19 protein-coding genes are annotated in these 17,499 nt (G+C 60.1%); 5 read left to right on the forward strand and 14 right to left on the reverse strand.

Features of this window, described 5'->3' with window-relative positions:
- On the reverse strand, positions 1–459 hold the full coding sequence (locus ABIN98_RS11345; RefSeq protein ID WP_346910033.1) for a DUF3237 domain-containing protein: 459 nt from the start codon (positions 457–459) through the stop codon (positions 1–3).
- 210 nt (positions 460–669) lie between these two features.
- Between ABIN98_RS11345 and ABIN98_RS11350 the strand changes: the two genes are divergently transcribed.
- The 3 genes from ABIN98_RS11350 to ABIN98_RS11360 all read left to right on the forward strand — a co-directional run bounded on the left by ABIN98_RS11350 (position 670) and on the right by ABIN98_RS11360 (position 3,443).
- Positions 670–1,938, forward strand: coding sequence for a flavin-dependent oxidoreductase (locus ABIN98_RS11350; RefSeq protein WP_346910035.1), 1,269 nt, complete (start codon positions 670–672; stop codon positions 1,936–1,938).
- 83 nt (positions 1,939–2,021) lie between these two features.
- Entirely contained in the window at positions 2,022–2,990 is a 969-nt protein-coding gene (locus ABIN98_RS11355; protein ID WP_346910037.1) for an NAD(P)-dependent oxidoreductase, read from the forward strand.
- 90 nt (positions 2,991–3,080) lie between these two features.
- The gene (locus ABIN98_RS11360) at positions 3,081–3,443 is read left to right on the forward strand and encodes a hypothetical protein (RefSeq protein WP_346910039.1); all 363 of its coding nucleotides are present in this window, start codon (positions 3,081–3,083) and stop codon (positions 3,441–3,443) included.
- 65 nt (positions 3,444–3,508) lie between these two features.
- Here the strand turns inward: ABIN98_RS11360 and ABIN98_RS11365 are convergent, their stop codons facing one another.
- From ABIN98_RS11365 to ABIN98_RS11375, 3 genes are all read right to left on the reverse strand, one after another.
- Positions 3,509–3,907 carry a phospholipid-binding protein gene (locus ABIN98_RS11365; RefSeq protein ID WP_394701485.1) on the reverse strand — a complete coding sequence of 133 codons (399 nt, stop codon included), beginning with the start codon at positions 3,905–3,907 and terminating at the stop codon, positions 3,509–3,511.
- A 98-nt stretch (positions 3,908–4,005) separates the two neighbouring features.
- On the reverse strand, positions 4,006–4,989 hold the full coding sequence (gene mbfA / locus ABIN98_RS11370; RefSeq protein ID WP_346910041.1) for an iron exporter MbfA: 984 nt from the start codon (positions 4,987–4,989) through the stop codon (positions 4,006–4,008).
- Between the two features lie 227 nt (positions 4,990–5,216).
- Complete coding sequence (locus ABIN98_RS11375) at positions 5,217–6,239, reverse strand: methyltransferase (RefSeq protein WP_346910043.1); 1,023 nt, start codon at positions 6,237–6,239, stop codon at positions 5,217–5,219.
- Positions 6,240–6,527: 288 nt separating this feature from the next.
- Here ABIN98_RS11375 and ABIN98_RS11380 point away from each other — a divergent pair, with 288 nt between their 5' ends.
- Positions 6,528–7,001, forward strand: coding sequence for a MaoC family dehydratase (locus tag ABIN98_RS11380; protein WP_346910045.1), 474 nt, complete (start codon positions 6,528–6,530; stop codon positions 6,999–7,001).
- Positions 7,001–7,477: a MaoC family dehydratase gene (locus ABIN98_RS11385; protein ID WP_346910047.1), complete on the forward strand. Its 477-nt coding sequence runs from the start codon at positions 7,001–7,003 to the stop codon at positions 7,475–7,477. The genes ABIN98_RS11380 and ABIN98_RS11385 overlap by 1 nt, the downstream gene beginning before the upstream one ends.
- Positions 7,478–7,489: 12 nt before the next feature.
- Here ABIN98_RS11385 and ABIN98_RS11390 read toward each other — a convergent pair whose 3' ends face one another.
- The 10 genes from ABIN98_RS11390 to ABIN98_RS11435 form a co-directional block, all read right to left on the reverse strand.
- Positions 7,490–7,969 (reverse strand): GNAT family N-acetyltransferase, encoded by a 480-nt coding sequence (locus ABIN98_RS11390; protein ID WP_346910049.1) that lies wholly within the window; start codon positions 7,967–7,969, stop codon positions 7,490–7,492.
- 10 nt (positions 7,970–7,979) lie between these two features.
- Positions 7,980–8,615, reverse strand: a complete 636-nt coding sequence (gene bluB / locus ABIN98_RS11395; protein WP_346910051.1) for a 5,6-dimethylbenzimidazole synthase — start codon at positions 8,613–8,615, stop codon at positions 7,980–7,982.
- 33 nt (positions 8,616–8,648) lie between these two features.
- Positions 8,649–9,197: an adenine phosphoribosyltransferase gene (locus ABIN98_RS11400; RefSeq protein WP_346910052.1), complete on the reverse strand. Its 549-nt coding sequence runs from the start codon at positions 9,195–9,197 to the stop codon at positions 8,649–8,651.
- Between the two features lie 49 nt (positions 9,198–9,246).
- Positions 9,247–10,122, reverse strand: a complete 876-nt coding sequence (locus tag ABIN98_RS11405) for an S-methyl-5'-thioadenosine phosphorylase (RefSeq protein ID WP_346910054.1) — start codon at positions 10,120–10,122, stop codon at positions 9,247–9,249.
- Positions 10,123–10,251: 129 nt separating this feature from the next.
- Positions 10,252–11,094: a cytochrome c1 gene (locus tag ABIN98_RS11410; protein ID WP_346910056.1), complete on the reverse strand. Its 843-nt coding sequence runs from the start codon at positions 11,092–11,094 to the stop codon at positions 10,252–10,254.
- A gap of 29 nt (positions 11,095–11,123) precedes the next feature.
- Positions 11,124–12,389, reverse strand: coding sequence for a cytochrome b/b6 (locus ABIN98_RS11415; RefSeq protein ID WP_346910058.1), 1,266 nt, complete (start codon positions 12,387–12,389; stop codon positions 11,124–11,126).
- 24 nt (positions 12,390–12,413) lie between these two features.
- Entirely contained in the window at positions 12,414–12,974 is a 561-nt protein-coding gene (gene petA, locus ABIN98_RS11420) for a ubiquinol-cytochrome c reductase iron-sulfur subunit (RefSeq protein ID WP_346910060.1), read from the reverse strand.
- 332 nt (positions 12,975–13,306) lie between these two features.
- Positions 13,307–15,148, reverse strand: coding sequence for an ABC transporter ATP-binding protein (locus tag ABIN98_RS11425; RefSeq protein WP_346910062.1), 1,842 nt, complete (start codon positions 15,146–15,148; stop codon positions 13,307–13,309).
- Positions 15,141–15,560, reverse strand: coding sequence for a hypothetical protein (locus ABIN98_RS11430; protein WP_346910064.1), 420 nt, complete (start codon positions 15,558–15,560; stop codon positions 15,141–15,143). Before ABIN98_RS11430 ends, ABIN98_RS11425 begins: the two co-directional genes overlap by 8 nt.
- Before the next feature lie 407 nt (positions 15,561–15,967).
- On the reverse strand, positions 15,968–17,287 hold the full coding sequence (locus ABIN98_RS11435; RefSeq protein ID WP_346910066.1) for a methyl-accepting chemotaxis protein: 1,320 nt from the start codon (positions 17,285–17,287) through the stop codon (positions 15,968–15,970).
- Positions 17,288–17,499 lie beyond the last annotated feature (212 nt).

The following is a 17,499-nucleotide window of genomic DNA, read 5'->3' on the forward strand; positions in this document are numbered from 1 at the left end:
CTATTCCACCGCGTAAAGCGCAATCTCGACCGAGTTCCTGTTCCGTCCGCCCGCGCCGACAAACAGCATGCGGTTCACCCAGGCGTAGCGTTCGTCCCCCGTTTCCAGGCGGGCATGGGTCCGCATGTAATACTCCGACGGGTCAACGTGCTCGCCCCGCCCGACCGCGGCGATAATTTCTGGAGACCCGTGACGATAGCCGAAGTTGCGGATCTCGATGATGGCACCGTCATCGGTCTCGAAGGCGTAGCGGGTGTCGAGTTCGGCCATGCCGTCGGAAAAGACGGTCTGCCAGTCCGCACCGAGGTTGAGGATCTTACCGTTGATCTTCGGCCCACGCACGGTTCCGCCGATGATGGGAATGATCCGCCGTTTTCCGGCCCGTCCCTCGCCCATTTCCATGATGTCGGCCAGTTCGACGGTGAGATCGCAGAAATGCGTCAGGACCGGTGTTACCAAAATAAATCCCCTTCAGATCCGTTTCCTCGAGTGCTGGTTCCTCCCAACACCCTGCGCTTCAGCCAAGCGCGTTTACTTCACACGTGATGTTTTGTATCACGAAGCCAACATAACAGCGGTTGCCCTTGCAACGGAACGCGAAAAGCCGGTCGGGCGACAATCGCTGAAAAAGAATGAACGGGAGGCGGGTCAAAAGGCCCGAAAGCATGCATGACCATTCTGATTGCCGGCGGCGGCATCGCCGGCCTTGCCATGGGTTTGACCTGTCACCAGATCGGCGCGCCTTTCAGAATTTACGAGACGGCCCCGGAGATCAAACCGCTCGGCGTCGGCATCAACCTGCAGCCCAACGCCATTCGCGAACTCTACGAACTCGGCTTTGAGGACAGTCTGCCCAAGATCGGGGTGCAGACACAGGAATTCGGCCTCTTTTCCAAAAAGGGTCTCGAGATCTGGACCGAGCCGCGCGGGAAATGGGCCGGCTATAACTGGCCGCAATATTCGGTCCATCGCGGTGAGCTGCAGATGATGCTCTACCGGGAGCTCATACGGCGCGCCGGGCCCGACTGCGTCGTTGCCGGCCAACGGGCAGTCGGCTTCAGCAACACCTACAAGGGTGCGGCCCTCCATCTGAAATCCACCGTCGACGGCACGGAGCGAACCGTCGAGGGCGATCTGGTGATCGGAGCCGACGGCATTCATTCCGCCATCCGTGCCCAGATGAACCCGGACGAGGGCGCGCCGAAATGGGGCGGCCCGGTCTTGTGGCGCGGCACCGCCAAGGCAAAACCCTTCCGCACCGGTGCGACCATGGTCATGATCGGCCATTCCACCCAGCGGATCGTCGCCTATCCGATTTCCGAAGCAGATCCCGAAACCGGCCTTGCCACCATCAACTGGATCACCGAGCTCTCTTTCGACGCCTCGCAAGGGTGGAACCGGGGCGACTGGAACCGGCTGGCGAACATCGACGATTTCATGCCCCGGTTCACCGACTGGCGTTACGACTGGCTCGACCTGCCCGCTCTCGTCGCCGGCGCCGATGCCGTCTACGAATATCCCATGGTCGACCGCGATCCGCTCGATCACTGGACGGACGGCAACGTGTCACTGATGGGCGATGCCGCCCATGCCACCTATCCGGTCGGCTCCAACGGCGCCAGCCAGGCGATCGTCGACGCCCGCAGGCTCGGCGCGGCCCTGCTGGAGCACGGCCTGACCCATGCCGCTCTCAAGGCCTACGAGGAGGACATGCTCCCCCTCACTACCCGTTTGATCATGACCAACCGGGGCAGCGGCCCTGACGCGGTGCTTCAGGTGGTGGAAGACCGCTGCGGCGGAGACTTCAAGGACATCAACGACGTCATCTCCAAGGAAGAGCTCGCCGATCATGCCGCCAAGTACAAGGCGGTTGCCGGCTTCGCCATCCAGGCGCTGAACAGCCAGCCGTCGATCATTCCCGAAGGCGCGCACCTCTAAGCCCTATTCTCCGGACGATGGCCGCATGGCAGCTTTTCCTCACGCGCCTCTTGCGCGTGCCTGACCCATGCTGTTCTCTCACCATGAGGAACGCACATCAGCCTGACGTGCAGCAAAAAGAAGAGCATTTCCAGACGGGGGAAATCGACATGGGCAAACCGGTCATCGGCTTTATCGGCGTCGGCCTTATGGGTCACGGCATGGCAAAGAACATCGTCGAAAAGGGCTATCCGCTCGTCGTCATGGCTCATCGTAACCGGGAACCGGTGGAAGACCTCCTGAAACGCGGCGCGAGCGAAGCAAAGACCCCGAAGGAGATGGCCGAAAAATGCGACATCATCCATCTCTGCGTCTCCGCCAGCCCGCAGGTTGAGGACGTCGTTCGGGGACCGGACGGCATTCTCGCCTCGGGCAAGAAGGGGCTGACGGTGATTGACTGTTCCACGTCCGATCCGGTTTCCACGCTCCAGATCGCCGCGGAGCTGAAAGCCGCAGGCATGGACTTCGCCGACGCGCCGCTGTCACGCACGCCAAAGGAAGCGGAAGCCGGCACGCTCGACACCATGGTCGGCGCGGACCCGGACACCTTCGCCAGGATCGAACCGATCCTGGAATGCTGGGCCGGCGTCATCGTGCATCTCGGCGAGGTCGGCCTCGGCCACAAGATGAAGCTGGTCAACAACTTCATCGCCATGGGCTACGCGGCGCTTTATTCGGAAGCGCTTGCGATCGCGCGCAAATCCGGCCTGACCATCGAGCAGGTCCATTCGGTGATCAGCCAGGGCCGCATGGCCAACGGCTTCTACGACACCTTCATGAAATGGTCCGTCGGCCGCGACGAGAACGCCCACAAGTTCACCATCGTCAATGCGCACAAGGACATGCGCTACCTCGCCAACATGGCCAACAGCGTCGGCACCGTGAATTCCGTTCAGGCGGTGGTGAAGAACGCCTTTGCCGCCATGGAAGCCTCCGGCCAGGGCGAAAAATACGTGCCCATGCTCGCCGATTTCATAGCAAAGCAGAACGGCCTGCCCGAGGACGGATCCTGAAGGAGCCATCCCGCATTTTACCGTAGCCTGTCCGCGGGACTTATGCCCAAATACCTCCCGTCGCGTTACGATTGGGGGGGGGAATTCACAGTGAAACGGATCAGACTATCCGCAGCGGTTGCGGCACTGGCAATCGGCACCTGCAGCGCCTTTGCGGCAGGCACAGGCTCGGAAGGCTATTTCCAGATCTACAACAACACCGATGAAAATGTGGCCGTCGGCTTCTACACCAACGATGGCAGCGGCTGGAGCGAGAACTGGCTTGCCGAGGAACTGGAGCCTGGAGAGTCGGCCCGAGCGGAGTTCGCCGCGGATACCGGCAATTGTGACCAGACCTTCCAGATCGGCTGGCTCGGCGAAAACGGAGACGAGGTCCTGGACGAGCCGATTTCGATCGATATCTGCGAAGCCAGCAACGTCTATCTCGACGACAACGATATCTATTACGACTGACGTCTGCCCGCCTCAGCAAAACCCAAGGCCGGCGATTGCCGGCCTTTTTCAATTCATGGAAACCCTCAAGGATATTTGCGCTGCGCAGTCGCGGTCGCCAGTTTCTTGCCGCTCTTGTCTTTCGCTACGGCAGTCCATTGATACGTGTGCCGTCCCCCCGGCGGACAGGGGCTGTTATATTTGAAGGCGCCGGCGCCGATCGTATTCTTGCCGGCATATTTCACCGTTCCGCCCCCATGGGGATAGCTCGGCACGGCAAGGTCTTTCATGTCGAACCGGATCGTCGCGGTTCCCTTGGGAACCTGACGCAACTTGAAAACCGGATTAGGTACTCGTCCGGGATGACCGTTCGTGCATTTGGGAATATTTCCCCACTGAAAACTGAAGTCGAAGGCCGATGCCGAACCGGACATGCCGACAACACCGGACACAAGAGCAAGACTAAAAACCAATTCACGAAACATGTGCTTCTCCAAAAAGACTTAATCGGGACGGGGAAACTATACCTGAGCCTGTTGGGTTCAGGTTAACTCAGCGAAATCAAAATGAATTAAATCGCGCCTCAGGCATTCCCGATGATAATACCCGCGGCAAAGACCAGCGATCCGCCAAGCACAACCTGGAAAGCCGCGCGCAGGAACGGCGTGTCCATATAGCGGTTCTGGATCCAGGCGATGGCCCACAATTCCACGAAAACGACGGCAGCGGCGACGCTCGTCGCGGTCCAGAATTCAGGGATGAGATAGGGCAGTGCATGCCCCAGACCGCCGATGGCGGTCATGATCCCTGACGCCAGCCCCCGCTTGACCGGCGACCCGCGGCCCGATAGCACCCCATCGTCGTGGGCCGCCTCGGTAAAGCCCATGGAAATACCGGCGCCCACGGAAGCGGACAGGCCCACCAGGAACGTTTGCCAGGTGTCCTGCGTGGCAAAGGCGGCGGCAAAGATCGGCGCCAGTGTGGAGACCGAACCGTCCATCAGTCCGGCAAGACCGGGCTGGACATAGGTCAGAATGAACTGGCGGCGTTCGGTCTGCCGTTCTTCCTCCTGGACGTTCTCAGGCGTGTACTTGAGACCCAGGCGGCGAGCCAGGCTCCCATGCCCCTTTTCAGCAAGGGCCAGATCGCCAAGCAGCTTGCGCGTCCCGGCATCCGTCGCCCGTTTTGCGGCTTCGAGGTAGAACCGGTACGCCTGATCCTCCATCTGCTCGGCCATGGCCCGCACCTTGTCGAGCCCAAGCGGCCGGACAAGCCAGTCGGGCTTGCGCTCATAATAGCCGCGCACATGCTCGCGCCGGATCAACGGGATGGTTTCACCGAAGCGCGACCGGTGCAATTCGATCAGGCGTCGGCGATGCTCGTTTTCCTCGGCCGCCATCTCCTCGAACACCTTGGCCGACTGGGGAAACTGATCCTGCAACCCCTCGGCATAGGCCTTGTAGATCCGGCCATCGTCTTCTTCGGAAGAAATGGCAAGCGCCAGGACTTCCTGTTCCGAGAGTGACGAAAAATCCCGGCGGCCCGGGCTCAAGAAACGACTGAACATGTCATGGCTCTCTGAATTGCGGAAGGCGTCAACCTTGGGTCAGGCCCCGGTACCCGTCCGATTCAAATGGCGATTTCCGATCATCCCTTAACGGATTGCCGGATCGGGGGAAAGCGACCAATTGTCATGCCCCGCAATGCAAAGGGATCCGAACATAAAAAAAACCGCCGGAACAGCCAGTCCCGGCGGGTTTTCAAGTCCTGCTTCGAAAATCGATGACGGATGTCTTAGTCCGGCTTGCGACCATGAACGAGCATGGTCATGCCCGGGATCATCACCTTGACTTCGATATCGACGAAACCGGCAGCGGTCATCAGCTCGGCGACATAATCGCTGGTGATCGACCGGGCTTCCGGATTGAAGGCGGTATGCTGAAGCTGCCAAAGCGCGGCGAGCTTCGGCCCTTCCCGGCTTTCGTCCACCATGAAGTCATGGACCATGAAGCGGCCGCCCGGCGTCAGGGTTTCCATCGCCTTGCGCACCAGACCCGGGATCGAGCTGCCCGGCACGCCGGAAAACAGATAGGACATCAGCACCGCATCGGCTGTTTCCGGCCAGGGGTCGGTCAGCGCGTTGCCCGGCTGATAGGTGATCCGGTCGCTCAGGCCTTCCTTCGCGATGAATTCCTCGCCGACCTTGGCCACATTGGGGAAATCCAGCACCTTCGATGTCAGTTCCGGATAGGACTTGCAAAGCGAAATCGAAAAGGCACCCGTGCCGCCACCGACATCCAGAAGGGTCCGCGCGCTTGAAAGATCGACCATCTTGGCCAGGCTGCGTCCCGGGCCGAGCGATCCCGCATGTTGCGATTCCGAGTAAAGGCGCGCCTCCTCCGGGTCTGAGAACCAGTCCGCATAGGACGCCACCTTGTCCTCTTCCAGCGAGCCGGTCAGAGCGTCGTTCAACTGGGTCAGGAACGGGTACATTTGCCGGTCGATCTGGAAACGCAGATAATCGCCGAAATCATATTTCCGCCCCTTGACCAGAAAGGCCTCGGCGGCGGGTGAGTTCGCAAAACCGTCGTCCGTCTTCAGCACCAGCCCGAGCGATGTCAGGGCGGTCAACAGTGTCGTCGCACGGTCCACGTCCAGATCGGTCGCGGCTGCAACATCCTCTGCACTCATGGTCTTTTCGGACAGGGCGGAAAACAGCCCCACATGCAGGGCGGAAAACAGAGCCTTGGAGCCCATGAAGGCAAACGCGATATCAGAGATTGCCTCGGCAGATTCCAACGGCTTTACGACGGTCACGACAGAACTTCTCCATTCTCGATAAGACAAACGGGTTCACCGCGAGAAAACACTCACGATTTGAAAAAGATGTAGGCTGTTGGCAGGCATTATAACGATTGTGCGGCGCAACGCAAATTTTGTGCGGAAGCTTTCCGATAAGGTGCCAAACTTGGCTCATCCCGCCTGATAATTCTGAATACCAACTTCTGAAATTACAAATAACTATAAGAATACTAGGAAATTTTTCTGCTGAACTTCCGACAAAAAGGGGTCGCAAGAAAAACCGCACTGTCTTAGTCTGCGCGCATGCAGACAGAAATATATTTCGAAGATTTCAAACTCGGCCAAGCGTACGATCTTGGCTCCAGATCAGTCACACGGGAAGAAATCATCGAATTCGCATCCGAATTCGATCCACAGCCCTTTCACCTGGACGACGAAGCGGGAAAAGCCTCCCTGCTGGGCGGCCTCTCCGCATCCGGATGGCATACGGGCGCCCTGGTCATGAGACTGCTTGCGGACGGGCTCCTGAACAGGACCTCGAGTCAGGGCAGCAACAGCATCGACAAGCTGTCATGGCTCAAGCCCGTCTTTCCCGGCGACACACTGACCGCAACGGCAACGGTCATCGCCACCAGGGACCTGCGATCGCGCCCGAACCTGGGCATCGTCACCTTTGAAATCAACGTCCGCAATCAGTCCGGAACGGATGTCATGCGCCAGATCGGGCCGATTTTCTTCGGCCGACGTGCGGCCCTGGTCTCGGGAGCGGATAACTGATGGCGGCCTATTTCGAGGATATTGCCGTGGGCGAGGAACTGACGCTCGGCAGCCACACCTTTACCGCGGAAGACATCATCGCCTTTGCGAAAAAATACGATCCGCAGCCGTTTCACCTGAGCGAGGAAGCTGCCGCGAAAAGCCAGTTCGGCCGGCTTTGCGCGTCCGGCTGGCACACGGCGGCCGTATTCATGCGGTTGAGCGTCGACATGGCCAAGGCCCTGAAGGAAGCGGCCTTGCAGCGCGGCGAGCCGATCGCCGAAGGAGGCCCCTCGCCCGGATTTGAGGATCTCAAGTGGTTGCGCCCTGTCTATGTGGGCGACACCATCACCTACAAGCGGGTAATCAGCGAAAAGATCGAAACCAGAAGCCGCCCGCGCTGGGGTGTCGTGCGTTCCGAAAACCACGGCACCAACCAAAACGGCGAACCGGTCTTTTTCTTCAAGAGCGCTGTTTTCGTTGAACGCCGTCCTTAAGCGCGGGGCGATTTACAGGCTACGGGCGAGCAGCACCTCGTCGTGGATCTCGATGCCGTAGTCTCCGCGCAAGGGCAGGTCCGGCTTCAGCTCCCGTTCCCTGTCGATCACGCCCTGAACGATCCGCTCAAGGCGGAACCCCCGGCGCTGATAAAAGCGGAACGCATCCAGATTATCATTGGATGTCCGCACGAACAGCCGCTTCAACCCGTTGTCCCGGGCCTGATCGATCACGGCATTGAGCAGGAGGGTTCCGGTGCCGCCCCAGCGACTCAGAGAATCCAGGGTCAGAATTTCCCATTCGTCCGGCCGCTTGATCAACGTCACCAGTCCGACCAGGTCCCCTTCGTCCAGAGCGAGGAAACCGGGCAGTTTCGACGCATCGACCATTTCGTCATCGAGCAGAATCTCAGGCCCCGCCCAACGGTCCGTAAGCAAATTGCGGACGGCTTCGTGATCTTCTTCCGATATCGGCCGGATCGTGACACTCATCCCTGGGTCCTCATCGCCTGAAAATCCGGTTCGAGAGTGACGTTCGGCCCTGCCAGCCTTCGCGCTCGAGTTCCGGGTCTGTATGTTCTTCTTGCGGGTAACCGACGCAAAGGTACGCGACCAACTGCCAGTCTGCCGGGACGTCTAACGTATCGTGTACGGCGGCAGGGTCAACAATGGAAACCCAGCCCACCCCAACCCCGTGAATACGTGCGGCAAGCCAAAGGGTCTGGATCATGCCGACCACGGAATACTGCAGGGTTTCCGGCATGGTGCGGCGTCCGAGACCATGCCCCTGGTCGGTTTCGCAGTCGCAAAATACGGCCAAATGAACAGGCGCTTCCCGAAGTCCGGCAAGCTTCAGCCGGGCATAAAGAGCGGCCTTGTCTGGCTCGTAAGCTTCAAGCGCTACGCGGTTTTCGGACTCGAACCCGGCGACGACCTGCGCCCGCAGGCCGGGATCCTCCACCAGCACGACACGCCACGGCTGACTGTTTCCAACCGAAGGCGCGAGATCGGCAAGGTCGAGGAGCCTGTCCAGCAAGCCGTCCGCAAGTGGCTCTGTACGAAACCGGCGCACATCCCGGCGCCAGTGCAGCAGCGTCTCGAAAGCTTGTTCGAAGCGTTCATCGAATACGGGTGGCATCTGCCCTCCGGATGAAGCCCCTCCCATTGATCATTAGTGTCCCGAAAATTCGACCAGTGTCCGGACTGGAACGCCGAGAGCCTCGATCTTCGGCCGCCCGCCGATATCCGGCAGATCGATGATGAAACAGGCTGCCACGATCTCGGCTCCCATGGACTGTAACAGCTTGCAGGCCGCTTCCGCGGTGCCGCCGGTTGCGATCAGGTCGTCCACCAGGATCACCTTGTCACCGGGTTTGATGGCGTCCTTGTGCATCTCGATTTCATCGAGACCGTATTCCAGGGAATAGGCGACACTGACCGTTTCATGGGGAAGTTTCCCCTTCTTGCGGATCGGTACGAACCCGGCGGAGAGCTGGTGCGCCACGGCACCGCCCAGGATAAAGCCGCGTGCCTCGATCCCGGCGATCTGGTCGACCTTGGATCCCGCCCAGGGCTGAACAAGCGCATCCACCGCCCGGCGGAAGGCCTTCGCGTTGCCCAGAAGCGTCGTGATATCGCGGAAGAGGATACCCTCCTTGGGATAGTCCGGGATCGTGCGGATCGACTCGATCAATTCTTCCCGCGCAGTCTTTTCATTCATTGAAGTGTCTCTGTAAGGTCTCTGGATCGTTGAGGAAGGCGTCGTCCGCTCAGCGGTTCAGCACGCGTCCGGCGACCGCATCCAGCTTCGCGACCAGTTCCGGATCGCGGGCCTCGGGAGCAGTCATGATGGCATATTCCAGCGCCGTGTCGGACCCGACTGGGCAGGCTTCGTGCTCGCGCGGCAGATCCCTGGCGATCCGTGCAACCAGTCGCTGGGCATTCGACGCGTTTTCGTGCAGCACCTTGATGATGGTCTGGATATCGACCTCGCCGTGATCCGGATGCCAGCTGTCATAGTCGGTGATCATGGCAACCGTCGCGTAACAGATCTCCGCCTCGCGGGCGAGCTTGGCTTCCGGCATGTTGGTCATGCCGATGACGTCGCAGCCCCAGGAGCGGTAGAGATGGCTTTCCGCCAGCGAGGAGAACTGCGGACCTTCCATCGCCAGATAGGTGCCGCCCCGGCGGTAGAGCAGGTCTTCGGCCCGCGCGGCCTTTTCGACGCAATCGACCAGCTTCGGGCTGACCGGATAGGCCATGGAGACATGCGCCACGCAGCCATTGCCGAAGAAGCTCTTTTCGCGGGCAAAGGTGCGGTCGATGAACTGGTCGACAAGCACGAAGGTGCCCGGAGCGAATTCTTCCTTGAGCGAGCCGCAGGCCGACACCGAAACGAGATCGGTCACGCCGCAGCGTTTGAGGACATCGATATTGGCGCGGTAGTTGATGCCGGTGGGCGAAAGGGCATGCCCCTGTCCGTGCCTGGGCAGGAAGACAACCTTGAGCCCGTCGATGGAACCGATGCGAACCTTGTCCGACGGTATTCCCCAGGGGCTTTCAACCGCGACCCATTCGGAGTTTTCCAGTCCGGGCAGGTCGTAAATCCCTGATCCCCCAACGACACCGAGAACTGATTTTACCATGGAGTTCCTCAAACGATTGTTCCGGGGACACTAGGCCCCGCAAATGACATCATGTCAAACCCGCGCCACGAAAAAGGCCGCCGAAGAATCCGGCGGCCTGATTTTCGTTCACTCAACCCAAGCTGACGCTTAGTGGTCGACGTTGCGCCAGAGCGTCTTCTTGGTGAAGTAGAGCAGACCGGCAAACACGATCAGGAAGATCATGACCCGGAAGCCGGTCTTCTTGCGGGCTTCCAGATGCGGCTCCGCAGCCCACATCATGAAGGCGGCGACGTCATGGGCATACTGGTCGACCGTCATCGGCGTCCCGTCGGTGTACTCAACCAGTTCTTCGCTCAGCGGAGGCGCCATCCCGATGGAGGTGCCGCCAAGAAACGCATGATTGTAGTAGCTGCCTTCGGGAATGGTCACGCCTTCGGGTGCTTCTTCCTCATAACCGGTCAGCAGTGCGTAGATGTAATCCGGCCCCTGCTCCTGGTACTGGGTGAAGGCATCGAAGACGAACCACGGGAACCCGCGGTGCGCCGCACGCGCCTTTGCCAGCAGAGAGAAGTCGGGCGGATAGGCACCGCCGTTGGACGCCCGGGCGGCCTGCTCGTTCGGGAACGGCGACGGGAACCGGTCGGCAAGCGTCGCCGGCCGATCGTACATGTCGCCGTCATCGTTCGGGCCGTCTGTGACGGTGTACTCGGCAGCGATCGCTTTGGCCTGCTCTTCGGTGAAGCTGGGTCCGCCTTCCTCCGCCAGGTTGCGGAAAGCAACCAGACGCATTCCGTGGCAGGCCGAACAGACTTCCTTGTAGATCTTGAAGCCGCGCTGAAGTTGTGCCCGGTCGAAGGTCCCGAAAGGACCGGAGAACGACCATTGCTGGCGCGCGATGTGCGGTGCGTCACCGGCGGCCAGCGCCGGAGCTGCAGTCGCAACAACTGCGACCGCGGCGAATGCACGAACCATTTTGATCATGGTGCTCATTTTTCCAATAACTCCTGATCGGTTCGACGTCACTTGGTGTTCGGCGCGGAGGCCGCACCGGCCGGGGTTCCGGAACCACCCTTCAAAACCGCTTCCGAAATCGAGGCTGGCAGCGGCCGTGGCTTTTCCAGGAACCCGAGCAGCGGAAGAATGATCAGGAAGTGTGCGAAGTAGTAGGCCGTGAAGATCCGGGAGAAGATCACGTACGCACCCTCTGCCGGCATGGCGCCGAGATAACCGAGCGCAACGCAGTCCGCGGCGAAGATCCAGAAGAACTGCTTGAAAAGCGGACGGTAGGTGCCTGAACGAACCTTGGACGTATCGAGCCAGGGCAGAATGAACAGCACCGCAATCGCGCCGAACATGGCAACCACGCCGCCGAGCTTGTCCGGAATGGCGCGCAGGATCGCGTAGAACGGCAGGAAGTACCATTCAGGCACGATATGCGCCGGGGTCGAGAGCGGGTTGGCCTCGATGTAGTTGTCCGGGTGGCCCATGTAGTTCGGCACATAGAAGGCGAACCAGGCGAACAGGATCATGAACACGACGATCGCGAACAGGTCCTTGATCGTGTAGTACGGATGGAACGGGATCGTGTCCTGCTTCGACTTCGGCTGAACGCCACTCGGGTTGTTGTTGCCCGTGGTGTGGAAGGCCCACACGTGCAGGATGACCACGCCGAAGATCATGAACGGCAGCAGGTAGTGCAGCGAGAAGAACCGGTTCAGCGTCGGATTGTCGACGGCGAAACCGCCCCACAGCCAGGTCCGGATCGCCTCACCCACCATCGGAATGGCCGAGAACAGGTTGGTGATCACGGTCGCGCCCCAGAAGGACATCTGGCCCCAGGGCAGAACGTAGCCCATGAACGCGGTGCCCATCATGATCAGGAAGATGATCACGCCGAGGATCCACGAAATCTCGCGCGGCGCCTTGTAGGAACCGTAGTAGAGACCGCGGAAGATATGGATGTAGACGGCGATGAAGAACATCGAGGCGCCGTTGGAGTGCAGGTAGCGCAGCATCCAGCCGAAGTTCACGTCGCGCATGATGTGTTCGACACTGTCGAAGGCCATCAGCGTGTTCGGCGTATAGTGCATGACCAGCACGATACCGGTGATGATCTGGGCGATCAGCACGAAGAAAAGGATCCCGCCGAAGGTCCACCAGTAATTCAGGTTCTTCGGAGTGGGGAAGTCCACGAAAGAGCCGCGAACGAGTGAAATGACCGGCAGACGGCTCTCAAGCCACTTGGCGGCAGCGCTCTGCGGTACGTAATTAGAATGTCCAGCCATGGCTGTCTCCTCAAGTTCCTGCCGTTAACCGATCTTGATCTTCGCGTCAGACACGAATTCGTACGGCGGAATGAGCAAATTCTCGGGCGCAGGGCCCTTGCGGATACGGCCGGCGGTATCGTAGTGCGAACCATGGCATGGGCAGAACCAGCCACCGAAATCGCCCTGTTGGCCGATAGGCACGCAGCCAAGGTGGGTACAGATGCCGACCATGACCAGCCAGGGTTCCATGTCCTTGGCGGCGCGGTTCGGGTCGGTGGCTTCCGCGGTATCGGGAAGGTTCAGATTGCGCGCCAGCGGATCGGGCAGATCATTGAGCGGAACAGCTGTGGCTTCCGCGATCTCTTCGGCGGTGCGGTAACGGATAAAGACCGGCTTACCGCGCCATTTGACTGTGATCGACTGCCCTTCCTCAATGGCAGAAACATCGACCTCGATGGAAGCCAGGGCCAGTGCGGAGGCATCCGGATTCATCTGATCGATGAACGGCCATGCCAAGGCTCCTGCACCCACCGCGCCCATTGCGCCGGTCGCAATATAGAGGAAGTCGCGGCGGGTCGGTTCCGCCGTATCCGTATGTGCCAAGGTCGCGTCCTCTCGAAACCTGTTCAACCTGTACCGAAAGCCCACCTTCGGGCCGCGGGCTTTCTGCAGGAACAGGAAGCGAAGCGGATCAAAGCGGGTCTCAACGGAGACAAGGCGCGGATCTCTCCACACCCGTCAAAACGGTTGTCTTTTTGCACCCTTGAGCCCGCTTGTCCAGATCGACAAACGAACCATTCGGAGAATGTCGCGGGAAAAAGACAGTCCGCGCCCCTTTTCTGCCCCAAATTACGGAAGCAGTGCAAGACGGCTCTGTAAAAAACCGGATATCGGCAACAGAATCAAGCAACTCAGCGACTGCCCGATAAATGCCTTCATTCCGCCGCCTGCACCGGCGCCAGGAACCCTCCGGACTGATGCGACCACAGCTGCGCGTAGAGACCTTTCTTCTCCAGCAAACTCTCATGCGTGCCTTCCTCGATGATTCTGCCGCGATCCATCACGATCAGGCGGTCCATGGCCGCAATGGTCGACAGGCGGTGGGCGATCGCGATCACTGTCTTGCCTTCCATCAGGTCGAACAGGCTCTCCTGAATGGCGACCTCAACTTCCGAATCCAGCGCGGACGTCGCCTCGTCGAGGATCAGGATCGGCGCATTCTTCAGAAGAACACGCGCGATCGCGATCCGCTGCCGCTGACCGCCGGAGAGCTTCACACCCCGCTCGCCCACATGGGCGTCCAGGCCGGTGCGCCCCGCCTGGTCGCTCAGACCGTGCACGAATTCGAGCGCATGAGCCTTTTCAAGCGCGGTTGTCACCGCCTCCCGGCTCGCCTCCGGGCGACCGTAGGCCACGTTCTCGAAAATCGAGCGGTGCAGCAGCGAGGTGTCCTGGGTCACGACGCCGACATTTTCCCGCAGGGCATCCTGTCGCACGCCGGCGATATCCTGACCGTCGATCAGGATCCGGCCACCCTCCAGGTCGTAGAACCGCAGGAGCAGATTGACCAGCGTCGATTTGCCCGCCCCCGAGCGTCCGATCAGGCCGATCTTTTCGCCCGGCCGGATCGTCAGATCCAGACCTTCGATCACACCGGCCTCCTTGCCGTAGTGAAAACGAATGGTCTCGAAGCGGATCTCGCCGCGCGACACCGCAAGGTCCGTCGCATCCGGCGCGTCGCGCACGTCACGTTCCCGCGAAATCGTCGAGATCCCGTCCTGAACGGTTCCGACGTTTTCGAACAGGCCCGCCAGTTCCCACAGGATCCAGTGGGACATGCCCTGAAGACGCAGGACCAGCGCCACGGCAATCGCGATATCCCCGGTCGAGACCGTTCCGCTTTGCCACAATGCGATGGAAAGCGCGCCTGTCGAAAACAGGAGCAGCATGTTGATGCTCGTCAGCGCGATGTTCAGCAACGTCACGAGCCGCATCTGTCCGAACACCGTGGTCAGGAACGCGGACATCGACATCCTGGCATAAGTCTCTTCCCGGTCCGCGTGGGAGAAGAGCTTGACCGTCGATATGTTGGTGTAGGCATCCACCACGTGGCCGGTCATCAGCGAGCGCGCGTCCGCCTGCTCCTTCGACACGTCCCTGAGCTTTGGAATGAACACCCGGATCACCGCCAGATAGGCCGCAAGCCAGGTGAGGAACGGCACGATGAACCAGAGGTTGGCGCTGGCGACAACAAAGACCGCGGCGGTGAAGTAGACGGCCACGTAGATCAGGATATCGGCAATCCGGGTGACCACCTCGCGCACACCCAGCGCGGTCTGCATCAGCTTGTTGGCGATCCGTCCGGCAAAGTCGTTCTGGTAGAAGGAAATGCTCTGGCGCAGCAGGTAGCGGTGCACCCGCCAGCGGATGGACATCGGATAGGTCGCCATCAGCCCCTGGTGGAATAAGAGCTGCCACGCCGTTTCTAACAGCGGCCGCAAAACGAGCAGAACGACGGCCATTCCCACAAGAGCCGGCCAGTTGTCTGCCAGGAAGGTTTCCTTGTCACCCTTTTCCAGCCAGTTCACCAGGTCGCCGAGGAAGGTGAAGATTGTCACCTCCATTATCGCGACCAGAGCGCCGAGCGCGGCGACACCCGCAAGGATCTTCCAGGCAGGTTTCGTGTAGTACCAGCAAAAGGCGATAAAACCCTTCGGCGGTACGTCGAGCCCGGTTTTCTCAAAGGGGTCGATCAGATTTTCAAACCGCTCAAACACCACACATCTCCGCAATTCCGCCTTTCAACAGGCATCTGGAAGGAACATCGGGCAATTCGCGCTCCGCAAGCCTGCGTGTGACCTGGCAGGCGCCGCGCGCAAGCAGAACGCCTGCAAACAAACTGACAATCGCCACCGCAAGGACAAGCAGTCCAAGGAACAGCGCCTGAAGATGGTCCGCAAACCGGCTGATTTCCATCAACCGATCACCGGAAACGACCTCCATCCGGCTGACCTCGAGGAGGAAAACCGGCGTGAACAGGGCCGACGCCAGCACGAAACTGACGAGAAAAACGGACACCGCAACACGCAGCACCCGCGCACCGTTGCGCAGCCGGTTGGCCCGCCTGCGGACGAACGGGGGCAGTTGAGTGTCAGGCCGTCGCGGCCTCGGTGAAAAACGGGCAGACATATCTTCGTCTCCGCAAGAAATCAGAAAATGCGACGCCGGCAGGACATGCCGAAAGGCATGCAGCACACCCAAAAGGTTCGAATGGTTGGCTTGAAGCCGGAGTCAGGAAGTTAAAGAAGACTGGTGTCGGGGCGCCTCAATGGCGCGGACATCCCCAGGAGCCGGACACATGGACGTGTTCGATCGACATCATGCAAATTGTCATTTACGCCCTCCTGTCCTTGGACCGTTGCGGTCGTGGCCAAAAATAAAGTTACGGGACGATTCTAGCTGAACCGCTGAATATTCGGATACCCTGTTTCAGCCCCTCATGGAAGCCTCGGCTATCCGCGCGGAGTTTCTTCGCGGCCGGCTGTGACCGAATGGCCACAGCAGGGACTGGCAGCCAACTCCGCCTGTGTTTGCACCTATGCGGCGCGGATGTTCTGCAGGAATTGCGCGACCTGCTTTTCAAGTCCGTGGGAAATACACGACAGATCGCTCGAGGCCGCCTGCATCTCCGACGTGGCCGCGCTGCTTGCATCCATCGCCGAGGACAAGGTTCCGATATTGGACGCGACCCGCTCGGAACTGGACATGGCGATATCGGCGTTCCGCTCGATTTCATGGGTTGCCGTTTCCTGCTCTTCCACGGCTTCGCGGATCCTCCGGGACAGATCGCTGATCTGGTCGATTGTGCTGGCAATCGTACGCATCGCCTCTTCGGACTGTTCGGCCACATCCTGGACCGAAGCAACCTGACTGGAAATATCTTCCGTCGCCCGCGTGGTTTGTTCGGCCAGCGCCTTCACTTCGTTAGCGACCACCGCAAAGCCCCGCCCGGCTTCGCCCGCCCGCGCAGCCTCGATGGTGGCGTTCAGCGCCAGCAGGTTCGTCTGGCTCGCGATCTGGCTGATCAACTCGACGATCTCGCCGATGGCCCGGCCCGTTTCCGACAACCGGCCGACGATCTCATCGGTCTTGCGGGCTTCCCGGACCGCATTGTCCGCAATTTCGGATGCGCTATCCACATCGCGGCCGATATTGGCGATCGACTGCGACAGCTGCGTCGCCGACGACGTCAGCGACCCGACGGAGGTATTCGCAGACCCGCAGGCATCTCCGACCCCGTTCACCGCCTCGAGCGACGAGCCGACTGCCCCTTGCAACTGTTCTGAATTCCGGCCGACAGTGTCCGCCGCGCGGGACAATGCCTGGACCGCATGGATCACCGAATGCTCGAAGTCATCGGCGATGTCCTGCATCAGGGTCCGGCGTTCTTCGCTCAGTTGCTCCTGATGGGCCGCCTGCTGCCGTTTTTCTTCTGCGGTGCGTTCGGCAAGCTTCTGGCGGAAGCCGGTGATGGAACGGGCGATCGCGCCGATTTCATCCCTGCGCTCGGCACCGTCGATCTCGATATCCAGATCGCCGTGCGAAAGCTGGTCAAGGCCGTTCTGCAGCCGCTTGAGCGGCCGCGCCACACCCATGGCCAGGAAAAACGCAAGGCCGAGAAAGGCGATCCCGACCGGCGTACAGACCAGGGCGATGGTGATCATCTGGTCGATGATGAGACCATCGACCTTGCCGGCAACATTTCCGGAGATGAACGCCGCCGCGGAATCGGCATTCCCGATTTCGCCGACAAGCGCCTGACGGAAAGTATAGAACGCGAAACCGGTTCCGCCCATCATGATGGCGGCAGCGGTGACGACCATTGAAATGAAACGGCCGGGAATTGATAACGTCACGGCGAATCCTGTCACTCTAGAAGGACGCCGCTTGAGACATCCCACTCTGCAAACTGACTGGGACTCTAAAGGTGATTAGGTAAAAATATTGCTACGCACGAAGACCCACAATGCCCGGCGCCTTTGTTCAGGCACGGATTTTCCGGATGGCAGCCTTTACTGACAGGAAAGACCCCTTCGGGGGATTTTCCGGTTCAGCTGGCCGAGTATTC

This window comes from uncultured Roseibium sp. (assembly GCF_963675095.2).
Lineage (GTDB): Bacteria > Pseudomonadota > Alphaproteobacteria > Rhizobiales > Stappiaceae > Roseibium.